This window comes from uncultured Algibacter sp., assembly GCF_947495675.1.
In the GTDB taxonomy this organism is placed as follows: domain Bacteria; phylum Bacteroidota; class Bacteroidia; order Flavobacteriales; family Flavobacteriaceae; genus Algibacter_B.
The window spans coordinates 70,330-90,916 of record NZ_CANLZX010000008.1; the positions used below are offsets into that span (position 1 = coordinate 70,330).

At 29.7% G+C, this 20,587-nt stretch carries 17 protein-coding genes and 1 tRNA gene; 13 read left to right on the top strand and 5 right to left on the bottom strand.

What is annotated here, in order from left to right; all coding sequences use genetic code 11:
- Window positions 1–165 precede the first annotated feature (165 nt).
- Entirely contained in the window at window positions 166–4,536 is a 4,371-nt protein-coding gene (locus Q0842_RS07315) for a translocation/assembly module TamB domain-containing protein (protein WP_298496177.1), read from the bottom strand.
- Between the two features lie 271 nt (window positions 4,537–4,807).
- Here Q0842_RS07315 and tsaD point away from each other — a divergent pair, with 271 nt between their 5' ends.
- The 8 genes from tsaD (at window position 4,808) to Q0842_RS07355 (ending at window position 11,113) form a co-directional block, all read left to right on the top strand.
- Complete coding sequence (gene tsaD, locus Q0842_RS07320; protein ID WP_298496180.1) at window positions 4,808–5,830, top strand: tRNA (adenosine(37)-N6)-threonylcarbamoyltransferase complex transferase subunit TsaD; 1,023 nt, start codon at window positions 4,808–4,810, stop codon at window positions 5,828–5,830.
- A 114-nt stretch (window positions 5,831–5,944) separates the two neighbouring features.
- Window positions 5,945–6,583, top strand: a complete 639-nt coding sequence (locus Q0842_RS07325; protein WP_298496182.1) for a peptidylprolyl isomerase — start codon at window positions 5,945–5,947, stop codon at window positions 6,581–6,583.
- Entirely contained in the window at window positions 6,583–7,287 is a 705-nt protein-coding gene (locus tag Q0842_RS07330) for a 16S rRNA (uracil(1498)-N(3))-methyltransferase (protein WP_298496184.1), read from the top strand. Before Q0842_RS07325 ends, Q0842_RS07330 begins: the two co-directional genes overlap by 1 nt.
- Before the next feature lie 6 nt (window positions 7,288–7,293).
- Window positions 7,294–7,935 carry a DUF4159 domain-containing protein gene (locus tag Q0842_RS07335; protein ID WP_298496186.1) on the top strand — a complete coding sequence of 214 codons (642 nt, stop codon included), beginning with the start codon at window positions 7,294–7,296 and terminating at the stop codon, window positions 7,933–7,935.
- A 12-nt stretch (window positions 7,936–7,947) separates the two neighbouring features.
- On the top strand, window positions 7,948–8,448 hold the full coding sequence (locus Q0842_RS07340) for a TrmH family RNA methyltransferase (RefSeq protein WP_298496188.1): 501 nt from the start codon (window positions 7,948–7,950) through the stop codon (window positions 8,446–8,448).
- Window positions 8,449–8,469: 21 nt separating this feature from the next.
- Entirely contained in the window at window positions 8,470–9,558 is a 1,089-nt protein-coding gene (locus tag Q0842_RS07345; RefSeq protein WP_298496191.1) for an AI-2E family transporter, read from the top strand.
- Window positions 9,559–9,566: 8 nt separating this feature from the next.
- A complete protein-coding gene (locus tag Q0842_RS07350) occupies window positions 9,567–10,745 on the top strand; it encodes a class I SAM-dependent methyltransferase (RefSeq protein WP_298496194.1) in 1,179 nt (392 codons plus the stop codon).
- Window positions 10,746–10,756: 11 nt separating this feature from the next.
- Complete coding sequence (locus Q0842_RS07355) at window positions 10,757–11,113, top strand: hypothetical protein (RefSeq protein ID WP_298496197.1); 357 nt, start codon at window positions 10,757–10,759, stop codon at window positions 11,111–11,113.
- Between the two features lie 7 nt (window positions 11,114–11,120).
- On the opposite strand, the gene Q0842_RS07360 is transcribed toward Q0842_RS07355, so the two are convergent.
- The 3 genes from Q0842_RS07360 to Q0842_RS07370 all read right to left on the bottom strand — a co-directional run bounded on the left by Q0842_RS07360 (window position 11,121) and on the right by Q0842_RS07370 (window position 13,471).
- Entirely contained in the window at window positions 11,121–11,579 is a 459-nt protein-coding gene (locus tag Q0842_RS07360; protein ID WP_298496200.1) for an RNA methyltransferase, read from the bottom strand.
- A gap of 52 nt (window positions 11,580–11,631) precedes the next feature.
- Window positions 11,632–11,705, bottom strand: a tRNA-Arg gene (locus tag Q0842_RS07365).
- 137 nt (window positions 11,706–11,842) lie between these two features.
- Window positions 11,843–13,471 (bottom strand): sodium/sugar symporter, encoded by a 1,629-nt coding sequence (locus Q0842_RS07370; protein WP_298496203.1) that lies wholly within the window; start codon window positions 13,469–13,471, stop codon window positions 11,843–11,845.
- A gap of 691 nt (window positions 13,472–14,162) precedes the next feature.
- Here Q0842_RS07370 and Q0842_RS07375 point away from each other — a divergent pair.
- The 5 genes from Q0842_RS07375 (at window position 14,163) to Q0842_RS07395 (ending at window position 18,663) form a co-directional block, all read left to right on the top strand.
- Window positions 14,163–15,065 (top strand): aldose 1-epimerase, encoded by a 903-nt coding sequence (locus Q0842_RS07375; protein WP_298496205.1) that lies wholly within the window; start codon window positions 14,163–14,165, stop codon window positions 15,063–15,065.
- Window positions 15,066–15,103: 38 nt separating this feature from the next.
- A complete protein-coding gene (locus Q0842_RS07380) occupies window positions 15,104–15,493 on the top strand; it encodes a thioesterase family protein (protein ID WP_298496208.1) in 390 nt (129 codons plus the stop codon).
- Between the two features lie 69 nt (window positions 15,494–15,562).
- Window positions 15,563–17,122: a hypothetical protein gene (locus Q0842_RS07385; RefSeq protein WP_298496210.1), complete on the top strand. Its 1,560-nt coding sequence runs from the start codon at window positions 15,563–15,565 to the stop codon at window positions 17,120–17,122.
- 141 nt (window positions 17,123–17,263) lie between these two features.
- Entirely contained in the window at window positions 17,264–17,488 is a 225-nt protein-coding gene (locus Q0842_RS07390) for a DUF2892 domain-containing protein (RefSeq protein WP_298496213.1), read from the top strand.
- 185 nt (window positions 17,489–17,673) lie between these two features.
- Entirely contained in the window at window positions 17,674–18,663 is a 990-nt protein-coding gene (locus Q0842_RS07395) for a hypothetical protein (protein WP_298496215.1), read from the top strand.
- A gap of 618 nt (window positions 18,664–19,281) precedes the next feature.
- On the opposite strand, the gene glyA is transcribed toward Q0842_RS07395, so the two are convergent.
- Window positions 19,282–20,553 (bottom strand): serine hydroxymethyltransferase, encoded by a 1,272-nt coding sequence (gene glyA / locus Q0842_RS07400; protein WP_298496218.1) that lies wholly within the window; start codon window positions 20,551–20,553, stop codon window positions 19,282–19,284.
- Window positions 20,554–20,587 lie beyond the last annotated feature (34 nt).

A 20,587-nucleotide genomic window follows, 5' to 3' on the forward strand; every position in this document is an offset into this window, starting at 1 on the left:
ATTTCTATTATTTAATATGGTAAAATTAATAAACAAAACGCACATATCGATAGTATTTTTTTTAATTAATGTCAATTTAAAACTATAACGTTTTAGTACATAAAACTAAAACGTTTTAGTTAATAAAAAAATAGCTAATACAATGAAGAACAGAGTAAAAAGCTTTTATTTTTTGGATGATGGCTTAATTGAAATGTATTCTGGTAAAGCACTTTCTTCTTCTTTTTTAATTTCTTCGGTTTCTGCTTTATTATTTTCTTTTGCTTTTTTGAAAAGTCTTTGAAGCAATTCCTTAAAGGTATCAAAATCTACATTATAAGAAAGACCAACGCCTTGGGTATACCCAATATCTTCACCAAAGTTTTGTATGCTATTCTCTCTATTAAAAACTTGAGCTGTAAGTGTGCCCTCTTCATTTAATAAAAAATCTATTTCTACATTACCAGCAACAACCGTTTCGGTAGCCCCACCAACGGGCACCCCAACTTTACCATTAATTAACACACGGTCGCTAATTTGTGTTTGTAGTGTCACACCAAAACGATCATCGGTTTGGTAATCGGCTCTGTTTTGTCCAGCTTCATAATTTAAGCCAACATTAACTTTACTATCACCAGAAGTAAAAATACTGTTTAAAATACCATTAAGACGTTCAGCGATGGTTCCAGAGGCATTAATATCATCTATACCACTAGAAAACGACCCTGTTGTTATTAAAAACAAGGCTTGCCTGTCTCTTTCGTCTTTAGACTCTAATCGATAATTAAGCTCTGACTTAATAATGGAGCTTACATTAGGAAATTCAAAACTAAAACTCGGGTCTAGTTGCTCTAAATCGCCATTTAAACTAATATTAACTTCAACAGGAATACTTCTATTTATAGGATTATCTAATAAAGGAGACGGATTGGTTTGCGTTTTATAAGTGGCAAGCATATCAATTTTTGGTGCTGCTGGCTCACCTTCCCATGCAATGGTGCCCCCTGGTTTTACTGTAAATTCTTTTTGAATTATCCCACCGTAGGCAAAATTATAAACCCCTTCGAAAACCGAGAAATCGCCCCACATATCAAATTTACCATTGGTATTTATTTCTACTAGCAAACCACCAACACCACGGCCTTTTAATGCATGGCCAGTATCTTTATCGATTATTAACTCTACCTCTGCATCTTCGGTAACATCTAATTCAAAATCAAGCTCTAATCCTTTTATTTCTTGAACGGCCACTTCTTCGCCCTTTTTACGTGCTTCTTTTTCTTCTTTTGTTATAAAATGAATGTATGAGTTATCTCCAAAAGATTCTGAATCGCTTAACGGAATTTTAAAAACAGTACCGGGTTTAGTTTCACCAACTACACTAATAACAAGCTCTTCGGTAGGACCAGAAATACTTGCTCTACCGCCTATAAATCCTGTACCATAATACAGAGATTCTTCAGTTTCTTCTGTATCTAAAACCAATAAACTTGGGGTTGTAATATTTAAACCTAAGCTCCAGTTAGAAAAATTTATATGACTTAAAGTGCCATTTAAAAACCCAACAGATTTATATTTTGAATCTATTAATTTAATTCTATTAAAAATAAAACTTTGGTTTTGTAAAGTCACAGACGCATTGCTATTAAAATCGTAATCTACATTAAGATACGGAATGCCAAGACCACCATTTTTTACTATTAAATCTCCGTTTATATCTGGTTTTTTTAGGTCTCCAACTACTTTAACATCACCATTTGCCTCGCCCCTAATATTTGATAATACTCCATCTAGTAAAGGGTTTAATGGAAATAAATTAAACGCATTGAAATCTAAGGTCACATCAATAGTAGATTTTCCGCCAGAAACAAAAATATCGCCTTTGGCTCCAAAAGATCTTGTTATATCATCTTTAATTGTGGCATCTACTTTGTAATTGGTTAAAGATTCGTTACCAATTACGGTTGCGTTAAAAGAGCCTAACATGAAATTATTGACTTTTAAATCGTCAATAACAATTGTTGAATTTGGTAAATAACTGCCGTTTTTCTGTAAAATATCTAATTTACCATTAACATTACCTGCTAAAGACAAACTATCTATATCTGGTGTTATTTTGGCTAAATCTACGTTTGTAAAATTAAGTTTTATATCTTTTTGTGTGGAATCTCTAATAAAGCCAGAGAGTCTTATTTCTTCGTTATTGTGGTTAATTTTAAACTTATCGATATCAAACTTAGTAAGTTTTTTATCAAAAGATATTTTATGAAATTTATCTTGATTTTCGTTAATCAACCATTTGTTGTCTTTTATTGTTACATCTGACTGTTTAAAACCTACAACAGATTCATTTTCTGCATTTATGGTATGAAAGAAACTTAAATTAAAGATGTCTTTATTTCGCTTACCACCAGAGAATTCAGACCTCATAAATAGCGTATCATTAACCGTTACGTTTATTAAATTAAATTTAGATACGTTATAGTATTTGGTATTTAAACTGTCTATTTCTACATAGGTATTAAATAACGGGTTGCTATTATCAACCTGCAATTCAATATTATTTGCAAAGTTTTCTAAAAACTTAATTTTGGGCGATTTAAAAGTAAGTTTAAATTTTTCTTCTTTACTTTCTACACGGCCTCTTATAAATGTGTTTTTAGCCAGTTCTAGCTCTGGGTAAATTACTTCTACAATTTTATTATATATTTTGAAATTAAAATCGATGCTTTGATTAGCAATTACTTCATGAGGTATATAATTTGTATAAATATGTCCTACTGAGTTTTCAAATAGTTTTTTTAAATCCTTTAGAAAGAAACGCCCTTTTAATTCGCCCTCAATAATATCTGGCGAATTAAACTCCACAAAACGAATATCTTCTTCAAACCTTGAAGACACATCAAACTTATCGAAATAATATGTGTCGTTTTCATTTTTATACATGGTTTTGCTAAAAGAAATTTTCCCAAAAGCATCATCAAAACTACTACTATTCATATTCATGTTAACCTTACTTTTAAAAATAGAAATACTATCTTTTTTAATAAAGTTTAGTTTGTTTAAATCTGCATAGTCTACAATAGCCTCAAAATCATACTTTCTTACTGTTTCAGAAAAATCTATTAAACCAGCGAAATTTAATTGTAGATTTTTATCATTAACATTTAAATTACCGTCAAATATTTTATTCTGAATATTACCAGCAACTTTTATTTTATTGTAGTTATAATCATTATAAATTAATTCGAAAATTTCTCCTTTTACTTTAGTGTCTACAGTCTCGGTTGTAAATCCTTTACCATTTACATTTACATCCAATGAAGCATTGCCCACTTTTGGGTCATTTAAAAAAGTACCAAAATCGAATTCTTCAAATATTATTTGTCCTTTATAATCGGCATTATCAATATCATTAATTTTAGTGATTTCTAAATTAGAATCAACAAATCCTAGCTCGGTTTTAATTTCTATATCTGCCAATACTTTTTTAGAAGTAACTTGAGAGTTACCTGTAATTGTAAAATAGCCTAAGCGCTCAAAAGACGAAGGAATTGCTTCGCCTAAAACATTTGGTAATAGCCCTTTTAAATCATTATAAGTAGATGATAAATTGGTAAAATTACCATTCATATAAAAATCATCTTCCTCTTTACTAAATAAGTTTTTAAAATTTATATCGCCATAAACTCTAGTATTGTAATTTGAATTTAACTTTAAATTACTCGTTTTTAAATTGTTTAATGTCCCAGATACATCTACACTAAACTTGGCAGATTGATTTCGGCCAAATTCATTATAAAATGTATTTAACTCATCTAATTGCACATTAGAATCGTTAAAGCTTGCATTTACATTAACCTTATCTACAAAATACTGCAAGTCTTCACGAATATAAGAGAACTTTAAATCGCCTTTTAGTACCGAATTAGGTGTTTTTATTTGCAAATTAGCAAATGTCATATCGGTTAAAGTATAAGCGAAATTTGTCATTAAGTTTTTTACTTCAACGCCTCTACTGTCTTTAAATGATAATGTATTTATACGTGTGCTTACATCGCTTCCATTTATTAAAAAATTGGTAGCATTAATATTTAAATTTTCAAAATGGAGGACTTTGGCTGTTTCTTTGTTTTCATCAGAAAGCATAAAAACACTATTATAAATAGAAACATCGCTTGATGATAATAAAAAATGACTCTTACCGGTTCTTGGGTTATCATCTTCAAATCTATCTACAAATACATCAAGATTTGTTTGAGTTTCGCCTTTATAGGTTTTTATATGGAATAAAAGATTTTCAATATCAATATCTCCAAAAACCAAATTGCCATTATATAAATTTCTAAAACTTAATATAGATGTGTTTAATTCTTCTATACTTATTAGCGTATCTTTTTTATAATCTTCAATGTAGATTTTTTTAATTTCAACATCGCCATTAAATTGCAAACTAACTTTATCTATATTAATGTTGGTTTTAAAATCATCATTTAATCGTTTAGTAGCATATTTACCCAATACTGTTTGTACTGCAGGAATAGAGAAAACCAGCACCGTTATGATGAAACAAAGCAGAATAATTCCTGCTACTTTTAATGATATTTTTAAAAATTTTTTAATGTCCTTAAAGTTATAACTTTATTAAAAATAAACTACTTTATCTTAGAGAATAGATAATTAATTATCAATATCTACTAAACTTCACTAACTCTATTTACTTCTCAATTGAAAAATAAATGAGTAGTTTTGTAATTACGAATAAAAGTAATGATTGCGATGTTTATTCGTTTTCAAAATTAACAATTATTGTGCCTAATATATATTAATGTCTTCACAAAATATTTACATTCTTGGAATTGAATCATCATGCGATGATACTGCCGCTTCAGTAATTCATAACGGACGCATTTTAAGCAATGTAGTTGCGAGTCAAAAAATACATGAAGAATATGGTGGTGTGGTTCCAGAATTAGCCTCTAGAGCCCATCAGCAAAACATCGTTCCTGTGGTACATCAAGCCATAGAAAAAGCTGGTATTACAAAAAATCAATTACATGCCATTGCGTTTACCAGAGGCCCAGGTTTAATGGGAAGCTTATTGGTAGGAACATCGTTTGCAAAATCTTTGGCTTATGGCTTAAACATTCCATTAATTGATGTAAACCATATGCAAGGACATATTCTAGCGCATTTTATTGAGGAAGATGGTTTTGAAAAACCACCATTTCCTTTTTTAGCTATGACTATTTCTGGAGGACATACACAAATTGTTAAAGTCGACAATTATTTTGATATGACCGTTATTGGCGAAACTATTGATGATGCTGTTGGTGAAGCTTTTGATAAAAGTGGAAAAATACTAGGTTTAGGATATCCTGCAGGACCAGAGATTGATCGAAGAGCAGCATTAGGAAACCCTAAAGCTTTTAAATTTACAAAACCGAAAGTTGATGGTTTAAAATTTAGTTTTTCTGGTTTTAAAACAGCGGTTCTTTATTTTATACAACGCGAAGTAAAAGCCAACCCCAATTTTATTAGTGAAAACCTTAATGATATTTGTGCATCTATACAATACACTATTATTGGTATTTTAATAGATAAATTAAAATTAGCAACTAAAGAAACTGGTATAAACCACATTGCTATTGGCGGTGGTGTTTCGGCAAATTCTGGTATAAGAAAAGCTTTAAAGGATGGTGAGCAAAAATTTGGATGGAAAACCTACATACCAAAATTTGAATTCACAACAGATAATGCTGCTATGATTGCCATTGTTGGGTATTTAAAATATTTAGAAGGTGATTTTGCTGAACAAGATATTGTAGCTTCGGCACGCTTAAAGATTTAAATAAATACAACTATTTAAAGTTATAAACAATCTCTTCTTAAAAACTTATTTAAGCTTTAATCATATCGCTTACTATTCCTTTTAAATTTGAAATTGAATTTAAAACCTACATTTATGTTTAAAAAACTACTTATTTTATTATTAGTTAGTACATCTACTTTTTTAACCGCTCAAACTTCAACAGAAAAAGAAATAGAAATTCTTGAAACCTCTGAGCAAGCTGAGGAATATTTGGAAACTAAAAAATCAAAAAAAAATAAACTCATAACTTTTAATGAAGAAAAGCATAAAACCATTTTAGCTAAAGAACTGTTTAAACTTAGTGTTGGCGGAACAAAAGTTAATGAGCGTGAGTTTGAAAAAACATACTATAAAGTAATTAATAAAAGCAAAAAAACGTATCATAGAGTAGCATACATTTATCTTGATGGCTCAAAACAAACTTTAAATAATATTAATGCATTGCGAGAAAAAATTATTGCTCAATACCATAATGGTGCTCCTTTTGATTTTTTAGCAAAACAATATTCTATGGATGCCAATGCTAATAAAGGTGGTGACTTAGGCTGGTTTGTAAAAGGCGAAATGCATTCTGAATTTGAAAATGAAGTTTTAAATGATAGTCATGAATTAAATGATATTTTTACAATAGATATTCCATCAGAAAACTGGTATTATGTGGTTTTAAAAACTCATGAACCAAAAGACATTTCTGAAATTGAAGTTTTAAAAATTGTTGAAACAAAACACTAATGCAGCTTTTTTATAGTCCAGACATAAACGAAAACACTTTGCAGTTTACTTTTGAAAAAGAAGAAAGTAAGCATATTGTAAAAGTGTTACGTAAAAATATTGGCGACACAGTACATATTACAAATGGAAAAGGCTGGCTATTTACTGCAGAAATTTCAATTCCTAATATTAATAAATGTACTGCTACCATTGTTTCTAAATTGCTGCAACCAAAACGTAAGTATCATTTACATTTGGCCGTTGCACCAACAAAAATGAACGATCGTTATGAATGGTTTTTAGAAAAAGCAACAGAAATTGGCATAGATAGCATCACTCCTATTATTTGTGATCATAGCGAACGTAAAGTAATTAAACCACAACGTTTTGAGCGTATTTTGCAATCGGCCATGAAACAATCATTAAATTGTTATTTACCAAAACTTAATGATGCTATATCGTTTCAAGATTTTATTAATCAAAATTTTGAAAGCGATTTGTTTATTGCACATTGTGAAGAAACCGATAGAAAATCTTTAAAAAAACAACTAAAGCCAAATACCAATATTACTATTTTAATTGGACCAGAGGGCGATTTTTCTGTTAAAGAAATTACCAAAGCACTTGAAAACAATTTTATTCCTGTAACTTTGGGAGAAACTAGATTGCGTACAGAAACAGCGGCTATTGTAGCTTGTCATTCTGTCGCTTTTATAAATGAATAGTTTTATATGAAATTATATTTTTCTTTATTCTTTTTCATCTTTTCGGTTTTCTGTTTCAGTCAAGACCTAGCTATTTTAAAATACAAAGGTGGTGGCGATTGGTATGGCAACCCAACTGCACTACCAAACCTTATTAAATTTTGTAACGAAAATATTAATACCAAAATAAATCCCAAACCACAAACAGTAGAAACCGGAAGTTCAGATATTTTTCAATACCCATTATTACACATGACAGGTCATGGTCATGTCTTTTTTAGCGAAACAGATGCCGAAAACTTATATAATTATTTAATGTCTGGCGGGTTTTTACATATTGATGATAATTATGGTATGGAACCTTACATTACTAAAGAACTTAAAAAAGTTTTTCCTGATAAAGATTTGGTAGAATTACCAACAAATCATCCTATTTTTAGTAGTGTTTACATATTCCCAAATGGTTTACCTAAAATACATGAGCATGATGGTAAACGCCCACAAGCTTTTGGACTGTTTAATGAAGACAGATTAATATTATTATTTACCTATGAAAGTGATTTAGGCGATGGTTGGGAAGATACCGAAGTGCATAATGATCCTGCAGATGTTAGAGAAAAAGCTCTTAAAATGGGCGCTAACATTGTTAAATATGCTTTTGAAAACTAAATTCTAAATGAATTGCAACTAACTCACTACAACACCAACTTTAAAAAACAACAGTTTCCAATTACTTTAATTTGCGATAACGTTACCAATGCACCAAATATTGGTAGTTTATTTAGAATAGCTGATGCTTTTGGTATTGAAAAACTAATACTTTGTGGAGACAATATACAGCTAGGTCGTAAAATGGCAAAAACTTCTAGGGCAACAGAGAAAGTTGTTAATTTCGAAATTTTAGAATCTGCTTCAGATGTTGTTAAACAGTTTAAATTAGATAATTATCAAATCATTTCATTAGAAATTACAGAATCCAGCAAACCCATTCATAAAGTTCAATTTTTAAAAGAACAACCCATTGCTTTGGTTATTGGTGATGAGAATTTTGGAATTTCAGAACAAATTCTAAATGCTTCCGATAATATTATTCATATTAATATGTTTGGTCAAAATAGCAGTATGAATGTGGTACAAGCAACCAATATTGCTTTATATGAAATTACCAAACAACTTTTGTAAACAGTTTTATATATTTACTTTATGAATTCAAACACAATTTCTAACGGTATTTTAAGAGCTGTGGGCATTATTATTGGTGTTGTAATATTGCTTTTCTTCTTATACCAAATTCAATCTGTAATTGGCTATATAGCTATTGCTTCTGTAATTTCTTTAATAGGAAGACCCATCGTATTATTTTTAGAACGAAAATTAAAGTTTAAAAATACTATTGCCGTAATTGTTACTATGCTACTACTATTAAGCCTTTTTATTGGCTTAGTATGGTTGTTTATACCATTAATTATAAAACAAGGCCAGAATCTATCGCTTTTAAATATAGAAGAACTACAAACAAACCTTGAGAATTTATATAGTGAGATTATAACCTATTTTGATTTGCATCAAATTGATGTTGAAGAATCATTAAAAGAGTCAAACCTTCTTTCAAAAATAGATTTCTCTTTAATTCCAGATTTACTAAACTCTGTAATTAGTGGCTTAGGCAGCTTTAGTGTTGGACTATTTTCGGTATTATTTATATCTTTTTTCTTTTTAAAAGATAGCCGTTTATTTGAAAATGGCATTTTAACGTTTATTCCAGATAATAAAGAATCGCGTTGGAAAACATCATCTACCAAAATTAAAGATTTACTATCAAGATATTTTGTCGGACTTATTTTTCAGATTCTTATTCTATTTATAATATACATGATTGGTTTACTTATAATAGGGGTTGAAAATGCCGTTGTTATAGCATTTTTATGTGCATTATTAAATCTTATACCTTATGTTGGTCCGTTAGTAGGGGCATTTTTAATGTTAACTTTAACAATGACTAGCAATCTTGGTCAATCATTCAGCGATGTGATATTACCTAAAACCTTTTGGGTTTTTATTGTTTTTATGATTGGGCAATTAGTTGATAATTTTGGAAGCCAACCTGTTATTTTTTCAAAAAGTGTAAAATCGCATCCTCTTGAAATATTCTTGGTTATTTTAATTACAGGTATTTTGTTTGGTGTAATTGGTTTAATAATTGCTATTCCTGCTTATACAGCTATAAAAGTGATTTTAAAAGCCTTTTTATCTGAAAATAAAATCGTAAAAAAATTGACTCAAAACCTTTAAGTTACACTTTGAATAAATCAATTTTAAATACTGATATACAATATTTTATAAATAATAATGAGAATTCCGTAATTAGCGATTTATTGCTTAAAGGAACTTCGTTTATTGATGTTGATACTAAATCTATTATTGAGCAAATTGAAGCCAGAAATAGAAGTAAAACAAAGCTTAAAACATGGTATGATACAGCAAATATTTACTACCCAAATAAATTAAATATTGAACAAACTTCTTCTGAAACTACTGCAAAATACAAATCGGAATTGCTAAAAGGTAATTCAATAATTGATTTAACAGGAGGTTTTGGAGTTGATTGTTTTTACTTTTCTAAACAGTTTAAATTGGTAACGCATTGCGAAATAAATGATAACCTATCAGAAATTGTTAGCCATAATTACAAACAGTTACAGGTTAATAATATTGAAACTATTAAAACAGACGGTATTGTATATTTAAAAAATTCAAACAAAATATTTGATTGGATTTATATTGACCCATCTAGAAGGCATGATAGCAAAGGAAAAGTATTCTTTTTAAACGATTGTTTACCTAATGTTCCTAAACATCTGGATACGCTTTTTACACACTCCAAAAACATTTTAATAAAAACATCTCCACTATTAGATTTATCGATAGGAATTGGAGAGTTAAAACATGTAAAAACGATTCACATAGTAGCAGTAAATAACGAAGTAAAGGAATTGTTATGGGTGCTTAAGCTTGGTTTTAAAGAAGCTATTACTATAGAAACAGTAAACATTAAAAAGAATAACACAAAACACTTTAAGTTTAATTTAGACGAAGAAAAAACTACTGAAGCTCAATACAGCTTACCACTCACCTATTTGTACGAGCCTAATGCTGCTATTTTAAAAGCTGGTGCTTTTAATCAAGTATCGCTACAATTAAAAGTTTTAAAACTACATAAACATTCGCATTTATACACGAGTAACGAACGTATTGATTTTCCTGGAAGAACTTTTAAAATTGATGAAGTTATACCTTATAACAAAAAAGCTATTAAAAACTTAGCAATACAAAAAGCTAATATCACTACAAGAAACTTCCCAGAAACGGTACAACAAATAAGGAAGAAGTTTAAAATAAATGATGGCGGTTTATCATATTTGTTTTTTACCACAGATATGAATAATCAAAAAATAGTCATTATTACCAGTAAAGTATAAAACTTAAAACTATGACGCTTGAAGAACTTGTGGGTGAATATTCTATAACTGGTACTAATCAAAATGCTGAATTAAGTAGCTATAAAGGCATACTTAATTTAGCTTTAGATGAAAACCAAAGAATAAAAGCTAAATGGTTAATTAATAACTCACAAGAGCAATTTGGAAATGGTTTTTTTAAAGATAATATACTTGTTATAAACTTTAACTATAAGAGTGAAAACACTATTTTTAAAGGAGTTGTCGTTTATAAATGTATTTCCAAAGATGTTTTAGAAGGGTTTTGGTCTGAAAAGCATGGCGACCCAAATTTTATTGGTGAAGAGCGTTGCTTTAGAAACAACCAATTAAAAGAAACCATTAATTAAACTAGGTTTATGATCTAGGCTTACTTATTCCTCTATCATATAACACTATACTACCAGCTACGGCTACATTCAGACTTAATTCAGACTTAAACTTAACTAAAAAGTGTGCTTTTTCAATGGCTTGTTTAGATAGTCCATGATCTTCTGCGCCAAGTAAATAAACACAACGTCTAGAGTGATTAAACGTTTCTAAGTCTTCAGCTGTATCGGTAAGTTCTACAGCTACTAATCGTGCTCCTTTTGGTAGATTATTATAAAAGTCATCGAACGTATCATAATGAAAATAAGGCATCGCTTTAACAGCATCATGTGTATCGCTAGCCTGTTTTGCATAACGATTTCCAATAGTAAAAATGAAGCTAGCACCTAAATTTTGTGCCGAACGCCACAAAACTCCGAGGTTTTCAGGTGTTTTTCCATTTTGAATACCTATTCCAAAAAATTCATTTGTAAAGTTATTATTCATAATATAAAAATTATAAAACAAAAAAGCTCCACTTTTGAAGTGAAGCTTTTTGTGAGCCCTGCAGGATTCGAACCTGCGACCGCCTCCTTAGAAGGGAGGTGCTCTATCCAGCTGAGCTAAGAGCCCTCAGAGAAAACATTTCTGTTTTCCGGAGTGCAAATATAAAATTAACTACATATCTAACAAAAGAAATGTTTATAATTTTTAAAATAAATTAAACATTGCTAAATGACACCTGTTTTATAAAATTAAAAATTTTATTTCTACCAAAATAAAGCATATAATACTGCTAGTAAAATACAAATTACCATAGCCCCAATATTAAACAAAGGTGTTGTTTTAAATAAGTCTTTGGTAATCTCTATGCCCTTAGTGTCATTAGCTCCTTTATTTTGTATATTACTCAATACCATTATAATTATCATGGTTAAAACAGCTGTAATTCCCATTTGGTGCATCCAAGGTTCAAAAACAGGAATAGGAATAAACTTTAGCGCTAATGCAATTGGAATTGACAAAACGGCACCCCATATAGCTGCATTGTTTGTTGTTTTCTTCCAGAAGAGCCCTAATAAAAATACTGCTAATATCCCAGGGCTTACAATACCTGTGTATTCTTGTATAAATTGAAAAGCTTGATCAATACCACCTAAAAGTGGCGCCACAATAACAGCAATAATTAAAGCTACTGCGGCAGATATACGACCAACATTGACCGTTGTTTTGTCATTGGCATTTTTATTAATATACTGTTTGTAAATGTCCATTGTAAAAATGGTAGATGTTGAATTTAGCATAGATGCCAATGAAGACACAACTGCTGCTGCCAGAGCAGCAAAGGCAACACCTTTAAGCCCTGTTGGTAAAAATTGCAATAACCAAGGGTAGGCTTTATCTGCTTGTTCTGTAGATGGCGTATTTAACATGCCAGCTTCTCCTAAATTAGCCATAATTGCCGGGTCGTTAACCATAACATAGGCTGCAATACCAGGAATAACTACTATTAAAGGAATTATAAGCTTTAAAAATGCAGCAAGCAAAATACCTTTTTGAGATTCTTTTAACGATTTGGCTGCCAAAGTTCTTTGGATAATATACTGATTGAATCCCCAATAGTACAAATTAGCCACCCATAAACCACCAACCAATACCCAAATACCAGGTAGATTTACATAATTATCATTCGATTCCTCAAGAATCATATGAAACTTTTCTGGTGCCGCTTCCCACACTTTAGAGAAACCAGCAAGTACACCTTCACCTCCAGAAACCGTATTTAACGCTAAGTAAGTAGTGACCAAACCGCCAAGTACTAAAAACACAACCTGTATAACATCTGTCCATGCAACAGCCGATAAACCACCGTATAATGAATATGCTGCGGCAAATAAAGCCAAACCTATAATGGCATAAATCATATCTACGCCCATGATGGTTTCAATAGCCAAACCACCTAAATATAAAACAGATGCAAGATTCACAAAAACATAAAGACCCAACCAAAATACAGCCAATATTGTTTTAAGATTCGTTGAAAATCGTTTTTCAACAAATTCTGGTATAGTATAAAGACCTTTTTCAATAAATATAGGTAAGAAGTATTTTCCAACTATAATTAAAGTTAAGGCCGCCATCCACTCATAAGAAGCAATTGCAATACCTAACGCAAATCCAGAGCCAGACATACCTATAAACTGTTCTGCCGAAATATTTGCTGCAATTAACGATGTTCCAATAGCCCACCATGGTAAAGATTTACTTGCCAAGAAATAATCTTCTGCATTTTTCTGGTGCCCTTCTTTATCTCGAGAAACCCATAACCCTACTCCCAAAATAAGAATAGCGTAAGCAACAAAGACTACATAGTCCCACATTTCGAATCCTGCTGTCATAATAATTGTATCAGTTTAGTTAGTTGTAAAGCTTCAAATATATAATTAAATAATTATAATTTAATATTGAATCCCCTTATTAATGAGTCACACATATCTAATTATTCTATTGTAATTTGTTGCTGTTTTTTCACATTAATTTATCTCTTAATAAATAAAATACAACTAGTAAACTCTTGTAGGTAATTTGTTAAAATTAATATATATATTTGATGTTTTATGATTAAAATAAGAAGAAAACAGAAACTTTTTAATGTATGTAAATCATCTATTTTATTGGATATTTAATACTTTTTAAGGCTTTACAAAAAAATAAAATACGTTCTATTTATAACATCATAATAAGTAATAATAAAACAACAGTAGACACTTTATTATAAACCTACAATAAATAAAAAAAAAGATAAAGCAATTTTTGTTATGTGGTTTTTAATCTCTAACTATATGCAAATTGAGAATATTGGTATTTAACAAAAATGATTTTTATTTGTTAAGTAGATAAACACTTTTGAAGTTAGTTTTGAAATTGAGAACTACTTACAAAATATAATAAAGACTGTTATATATAAAATATAAATTTTTATCTAAGTTAAAAATTCTTTAATTAAATTATATAAAATAACAACTTTAAATAAACAATTCTAATAGACTAATTAACAGCGTTTATTAGATTAAATAAAATTAATATATCGTGTATAAAATAAAGCATAATCAAGATAATAATATCATAGAAGTTGAACATTCAAACACTAAACTTTATGCCAAACTTTTTAATAACTATGGTGGCACTTTACAAGAACTATCTTTAAAAGGTCATGTTATAATAGAAAATTTAGCACCATTAACTTACGATTTAACTTATGCATCTTCCATATTATTTCCTTTTGCAAATAGAATAAAAGATGGTGCTTATAAATATAAAGGTGAAAAACATCAATTTGAAACAAATCTTAAAGAAGAAAACAACGCGCTTCATGGTTTAGTTTTTAATAAACCATTTCAAGTAATTGAAAAAAGCACGAGCGAAACATCTGCAACTGTTGTTCTAGAGTATAATGAAACTGGTATTTCTATAGGTTTTCCATATACTTATAATATTCAGTTAAAATATGTTTTTACTAAAAATACAGTTTCATTAACTGTTACTGCTAAAAACACATCACAAAAAACGTTTCCTTTTACACTTGGTTGGCATCCTTATTTTTTAAGTGATAATTTATATGATAGTGTTATATGTTTTGACTCTACAAAAAAAATTCTGATGGAAAACCGAAATATAACAGATGGTTTTAAGGATATTGATCCTATTACAGATTTTTATGTAAAAGATCAGAAATTAGATGATTGCTGGGTTTTAGACTCTGATGAAATTAAGTTTAAAACACCAAAGTATGAGTTAATAATGACTTCATCTGCTGAAAATAATTTTTTACAATTATATACTCCACCAAAAGCTAATAATATTGCTATAGAACCTACAACAGGAGTTTCAGATAGTTTTAATAACAAAATTGGTTTGCAAACCTTAAAACCAAATGAGTCTTATGAAATTACTTGGGATTTAACAATACAAGACAGTTTAATAAATGATTAAAGAATCATTATAATCTGTAAAAATTCTATTTATATTTAATGAACACATTCGAAACAACTTTAGTAGTTACTAAAGAACATATAGACGATTTAAACCACGTAAACAATGTACATTATGTGCAATGGGTACAAGATATAGCCAAAGCACATTGGCAGTCTAAGGCCTCTGCAGAAATACAAAATCAATATGGTTGGTTTTTACTATCACATTTTATTGAATATAAAAGTGCTGCTTTTTTGAATGATATTATTAATTTAAAAACTTACGTCGCAAAAGCAGAAGGTGTAAAATACACCCGTATTGTAGAAATGTATAACGCAAGTACCAATAAATTGCTTGCCAAATCAGAAACAATATGGTGTTTTGTAAATACTAAAACAGAGCGTCCAACAAGAATTCCTAAAGAAATTGTTGATTTATTTGATTAAAACATTAGTATCATACTAAATCATAATTTCAAAAGTTATATTTTTAGCCATCAAAATTTTTGTATTCAAATGAAACGTTACTTATACTTTACAATTACATTAGGAGTTTTAATGCTATGGAGTTCTTGTCGCAAAGATTTTGAATACACTCCTAGTACTGGAAACTTGGAATTCTCTAGAGATACTGTTTATTTAGATACCATTTTCACTAATATTGGTTCTAGTACGTATAATTTAAAGGTATATAATAAAAGTGATAATGATATTTCTATACCATCTATTGGTTTAGCTTTGGGTGAAACTTCAAATTACAGATTAAGTGTTGATGGCATTGCTGGAAAAAACTTTAATAATATTGAAATTTTAGCAAAAGACAGTTTGTTTGTTTTTATTGAATCTACTATCGATATAAATAACTTCCCAAATCCAGATGGTACTTATTTATATACAGATAAAATTCAATTTGATGCAGGATCAAACCTCCAAACAGTAGAGTTAGTTACATTAGTACAAGATGCTATTTTCATTTATCCAGATAGAGATAATACAACCAAAGTTATTGAAACCTTAACACTAGATATTGGTGGCGAGATTGTTGAAACCGAATTACAAGGCAGGGAATTATTACCAACAGAGCTTACATTTACCAATGATAAACCCTATGTTATTTATGGTTTTGCAACTGTGCCAAACGGAGAGACATTAACCATAAATGCTGGTGCACGTTTACATTTTCATGACAATTCGGGTATTATAGTATCAAATGGAGCAACTATTAATGTAAACGGCGCTTATAGTAACGACCAAGAATTACTTGAAAATGAAGTTATTTTTGAAGGCGATCGTTTAGAACCTAATTTTTCTGGTGTACCAGGGCAATGGGGAACTATTTGGTTGTTGGATGGCAGTATTAATAATACCATTAATTACACGACTATTAAAAATTCAACAATTGGTATTTTATCTGATGGTAATCCAGACGAAACAAACGACAAACTAACCGTAACCAACTCTCAAATTTACAACTCTAGCAGTTTTGGTATATTGGGAAGAAATACCTCTATAAATGGCGAAAACGTCGTTATTAATAATTCTGGCTTATCATCGTTTGCAGGCACTTTGGGTGGAAAATATAATTTTACTCACGCTACTATAGCCAATTATTGGAACGCTGGATTTAGGCAATTTCCTGCCCTACTTTTAAATAATTTTGTGTTAGATGAAGATAACAATGCAACCATTGCAGATTTAACCGAAGCTAATTTTAATAACTGTATTATTTACGGAAATGATAATCCTGAAATTTTACTTGATGAAATTGAAGACGAAAGTGTTGTATTTAATTTTAAGTTTACTAATTGTTTAATACGTTTTAACGACACCAATAATAGTTTTACTGGTGTTAATTACAATTTTGATGATACTACAAAATATGAAAACAATATTTTTAACCAAGATCCAAATTTTAAAGATACAGATGCCAATATGCTAATAATTGGTGATGATTCAGCTTGTATAAACAAGGGTTTAGCTAGTTTTGCACTACAAGTTCCTGTTGATATATTGAATGTAAACAGAACTACATCTACTGATTTGGGTGCATACCAACATATTACCTTTCCTGAATAAGAATAAGCTTAAAGGTTGTTATTCAACGTTTTTATTAATGTTTATTTTTTTGTTTTTTAATAATATTCTATATTGGTCGACCATTTTTGTTACTAAAAAAACAAATAGTAGCCCTAAATTAATTAAGAAACCTAATATCTTATGCCAAAATTAAAAAGAAACATGAGCAATTTTGATCGAATAATTCGATTTGTTGTTGTTCTAATACTTTTAACCTTATTTTTTGTTGGAGGAGTTAGAGGCGTTCTCGGGGTTTTATTGATTATCATTTCAATCATGTTCTTATTTGCAAGTGTTACGGCATTTTGCCCTTTCTACAAGTCAACAAATTTATCTACTTACGAAGCTGAAGATTTTATTGATTAATTAATTTTTTCTAATTATCTAACAAGATTTAATGGTTTCTAAACTTATACCATTAAATTTTAACTGGTTAGTTATCATAAACTTATGAAAACCTTTACAGATTATCTATTCGTCTATTATTTGCTAAATTAGTTACTGAAACACATAAATAATTATATAAAAAACATTGTACGTATTTGAAATAAATGATAAAAAAAACAACTTTTAAACTTTTCCTTTTACTAATCTTATTGATTGTTTTCGGTAAGAAGTCCTTTTCGCAAAAAATAATTGAGCATTATCAACCCATAAAAAAAGATAGCTTACAAATTGGAATAGGAGAAAATGACTTCTTGCCTTATATACAAAGTGGTTATATGCTAATGCTTCCAGAAGATAAAGTTATTGAAGGTGTAATCATTTTTCTTGAGGATTCTGGATATGATAAAAAGAATAAGAATGGTAAGCAGATGTATAATTTAGCTAATAAAAATGGTTTTGCGGTGCTATCGGTTTCAACTGAAATTCCTTTTGATTTTTACTTTTCTAAAACATCTATTCACTCAACACACAAACTAATTCAAGAAGCCTTTGCTAAACATAATTTGCCAAATAAAAATGTTTTCTTTTTAGGATCTAGTTTGGTAGGACATAGAGCTATGAGATTTATTAAATGTTTGAAGGAAGATGAGTATATATTTCAACCTGAAATAAAAGGTGTTATTATCTGTAATTTCACTTTGGATTGGACAAGAAAATGGTATCAGCATAAACGAGACATAAAAATTAATAAAATTAACCTTTGGGAACCAAGATTTATTAATTATATGTTGGAAACAAATTTGAACGGGACACCCAAGACTTCGCCTGAAAGTTATCATGATTTCTCACCATATAGCTACTTTGATGACAAGAATAGAAACATTAAAGTTTATAAAAACTATGCTATAAGAGCCTACATAGAGCCCGCAATTAAATACAGGTTAACAAAGTATTATAGAACGTTGTATGAAAACAATGCAACAGATATAGTTGGATTTTTATCCGAATTGGAACTTGCTGGAAATAAAAACACAGAATTAATCGTTTTACAATCCGAAGATAATCCATCACAAAAAAGGAATGCTCAAACAACTTGGAATACATTAAATAAAGATGAACTTATGGATTGGATTTTAAAACAAGCAGAAAAATAAACTTAATACTATAACGTATATATTTATTGATGTTTCTCTATGTACTTAAAAGTTTCTGCAGATTTTCTTTCGATTTTTATATACAAAAAAAATCCTTTAAAAAAATAAGAATAGTAGGCCTCTTATCTGGGCATATACCATGTAAACCTATAAATAATTTCCAGGTATGAATATATAAATTAATTGTTTTGCTAATTATGACTGTCTTCTTACTCTTTTATTTCTTCTGCTACGAAAGTTTTTATCACTCTTGGTTTTGGTAAAGTAAGTTACAAAAGTCCAAACTACACTTATAGCAATAACTAAAATAATTATCTGATAAAATTCATCTGGTAAATTCATACTCTAATATACAATAAAATTTCAACTTACTAACATACAGCTTTATAGCGCTTATAGCATCTTAAGTTTATAATCTATAAAATATATTTTAGCTTATAAACTTAAGCAAATAAATACTCGTGTTAGGGATTGAGAGGTATGTTTAAAATCCTTTTTTATTATTCAAAAAAGATTGAGTAGCGTAAAGCCCAAACCTTGTGGTAACGCCAAAAACAAAAAACCCCGCTATAAAGCAGGATTCTTTTAATCAACACTCAAGCCAATTAAGACTTAGTTTTATACAAATAAAGGTTTATCCTTCATCATGGTATTTACTTTTACTTTAACAGCCTCTAGTGTAGCCTCATCTTCGAAGTTAGTAATTACTTCATCAATTAAATCTACAATGGCAGCCATATCTGTTTCTTTTAAACCACGAGTAGTAATAGCAGCCGTACCTAAACGAATACCTGAAGTTACAAATGGTGATTTATCATCAAACGGTACCATATTTTTATTTACAGTAATATCGGCTTTTACTAAAGCTTGTTCTGCTTGTTTTCCTGATACGTTTTTATTACGTAAATCAATTAGCATACAATGGTTATCTGTACCGTTAGAAATAATATTATAATCTTTAGCAACTAAAGCGTTTGCCATAGCTGCTGCGTTTTCTTTTACTTGTAATTGGTAATGTAAAAAATCGTCTGTTAATGCTTCTCCAAAAGCTATAGCTTTTGCTGCAATTATATGCTCTAATGGTCCTCCTTGGTTTCCTGGAAATACTGCAGAATCTAAAAGTGATGACATTTTACGTAAGTTTCCGTTTTTAAGTTTGATACCAAATGGGTTATCAAAATCTTGACCCATCATTATCATACCACCTCTTGGTCCACGAAGTGTTTTATGAGTTGTTGTAGTTACAATATGACAATGTGGAAGCGGATCATTTAAAATACCTTTAGCAATCATACCAGCTGGATGTGAGATATCTGCTAATAAAATAGCACCAACGCTATCTGCAATAATTCTAAAACGCTTAAAATCTATATCACGAGAATAAGCTGAAGCTCCTGCTATAATTAGCTTTGGTTGCTCTTTTGTTGCTATTTCTTGAATTTTATCGTAATTTAAAACACCTGTCTCCTGCTCTACACCGTAAAATGAAGGTTTATATAATTTACCTGAAAAATTTACTGGCGATCCATGTGTTAAATGCCCACCATGAGACAAATCGAATCCTAAAATTTTATCTCCAGGATTTAAACAAGCATGATAAACCGCTGTATTAGCTTGACTACCAGAATGTGGTTGTACGTTAACATAAGCTGCTCCAAATAAAGCTTTTGCTCTATCTATAGCTATTTGTTCTACTTCATCAACTACTTCGCAACCGCCATAATAACGCTTTCCTGGGTAGCCTTCTGCATATTTATTTGTTAATACAGAGCCTGCTGCTTCCATAACTTGGTCGCTTACAAAATTCTCTGATGCAATAAGTTCAATACCATGTAATTGGCGTTCTTTTTCAGCTTGAATAAGTTCAAAAATTTGTTCGTCGCGTTGCATAAAATAGAGTTCTAGTTAAATAATGTGCAAAAAT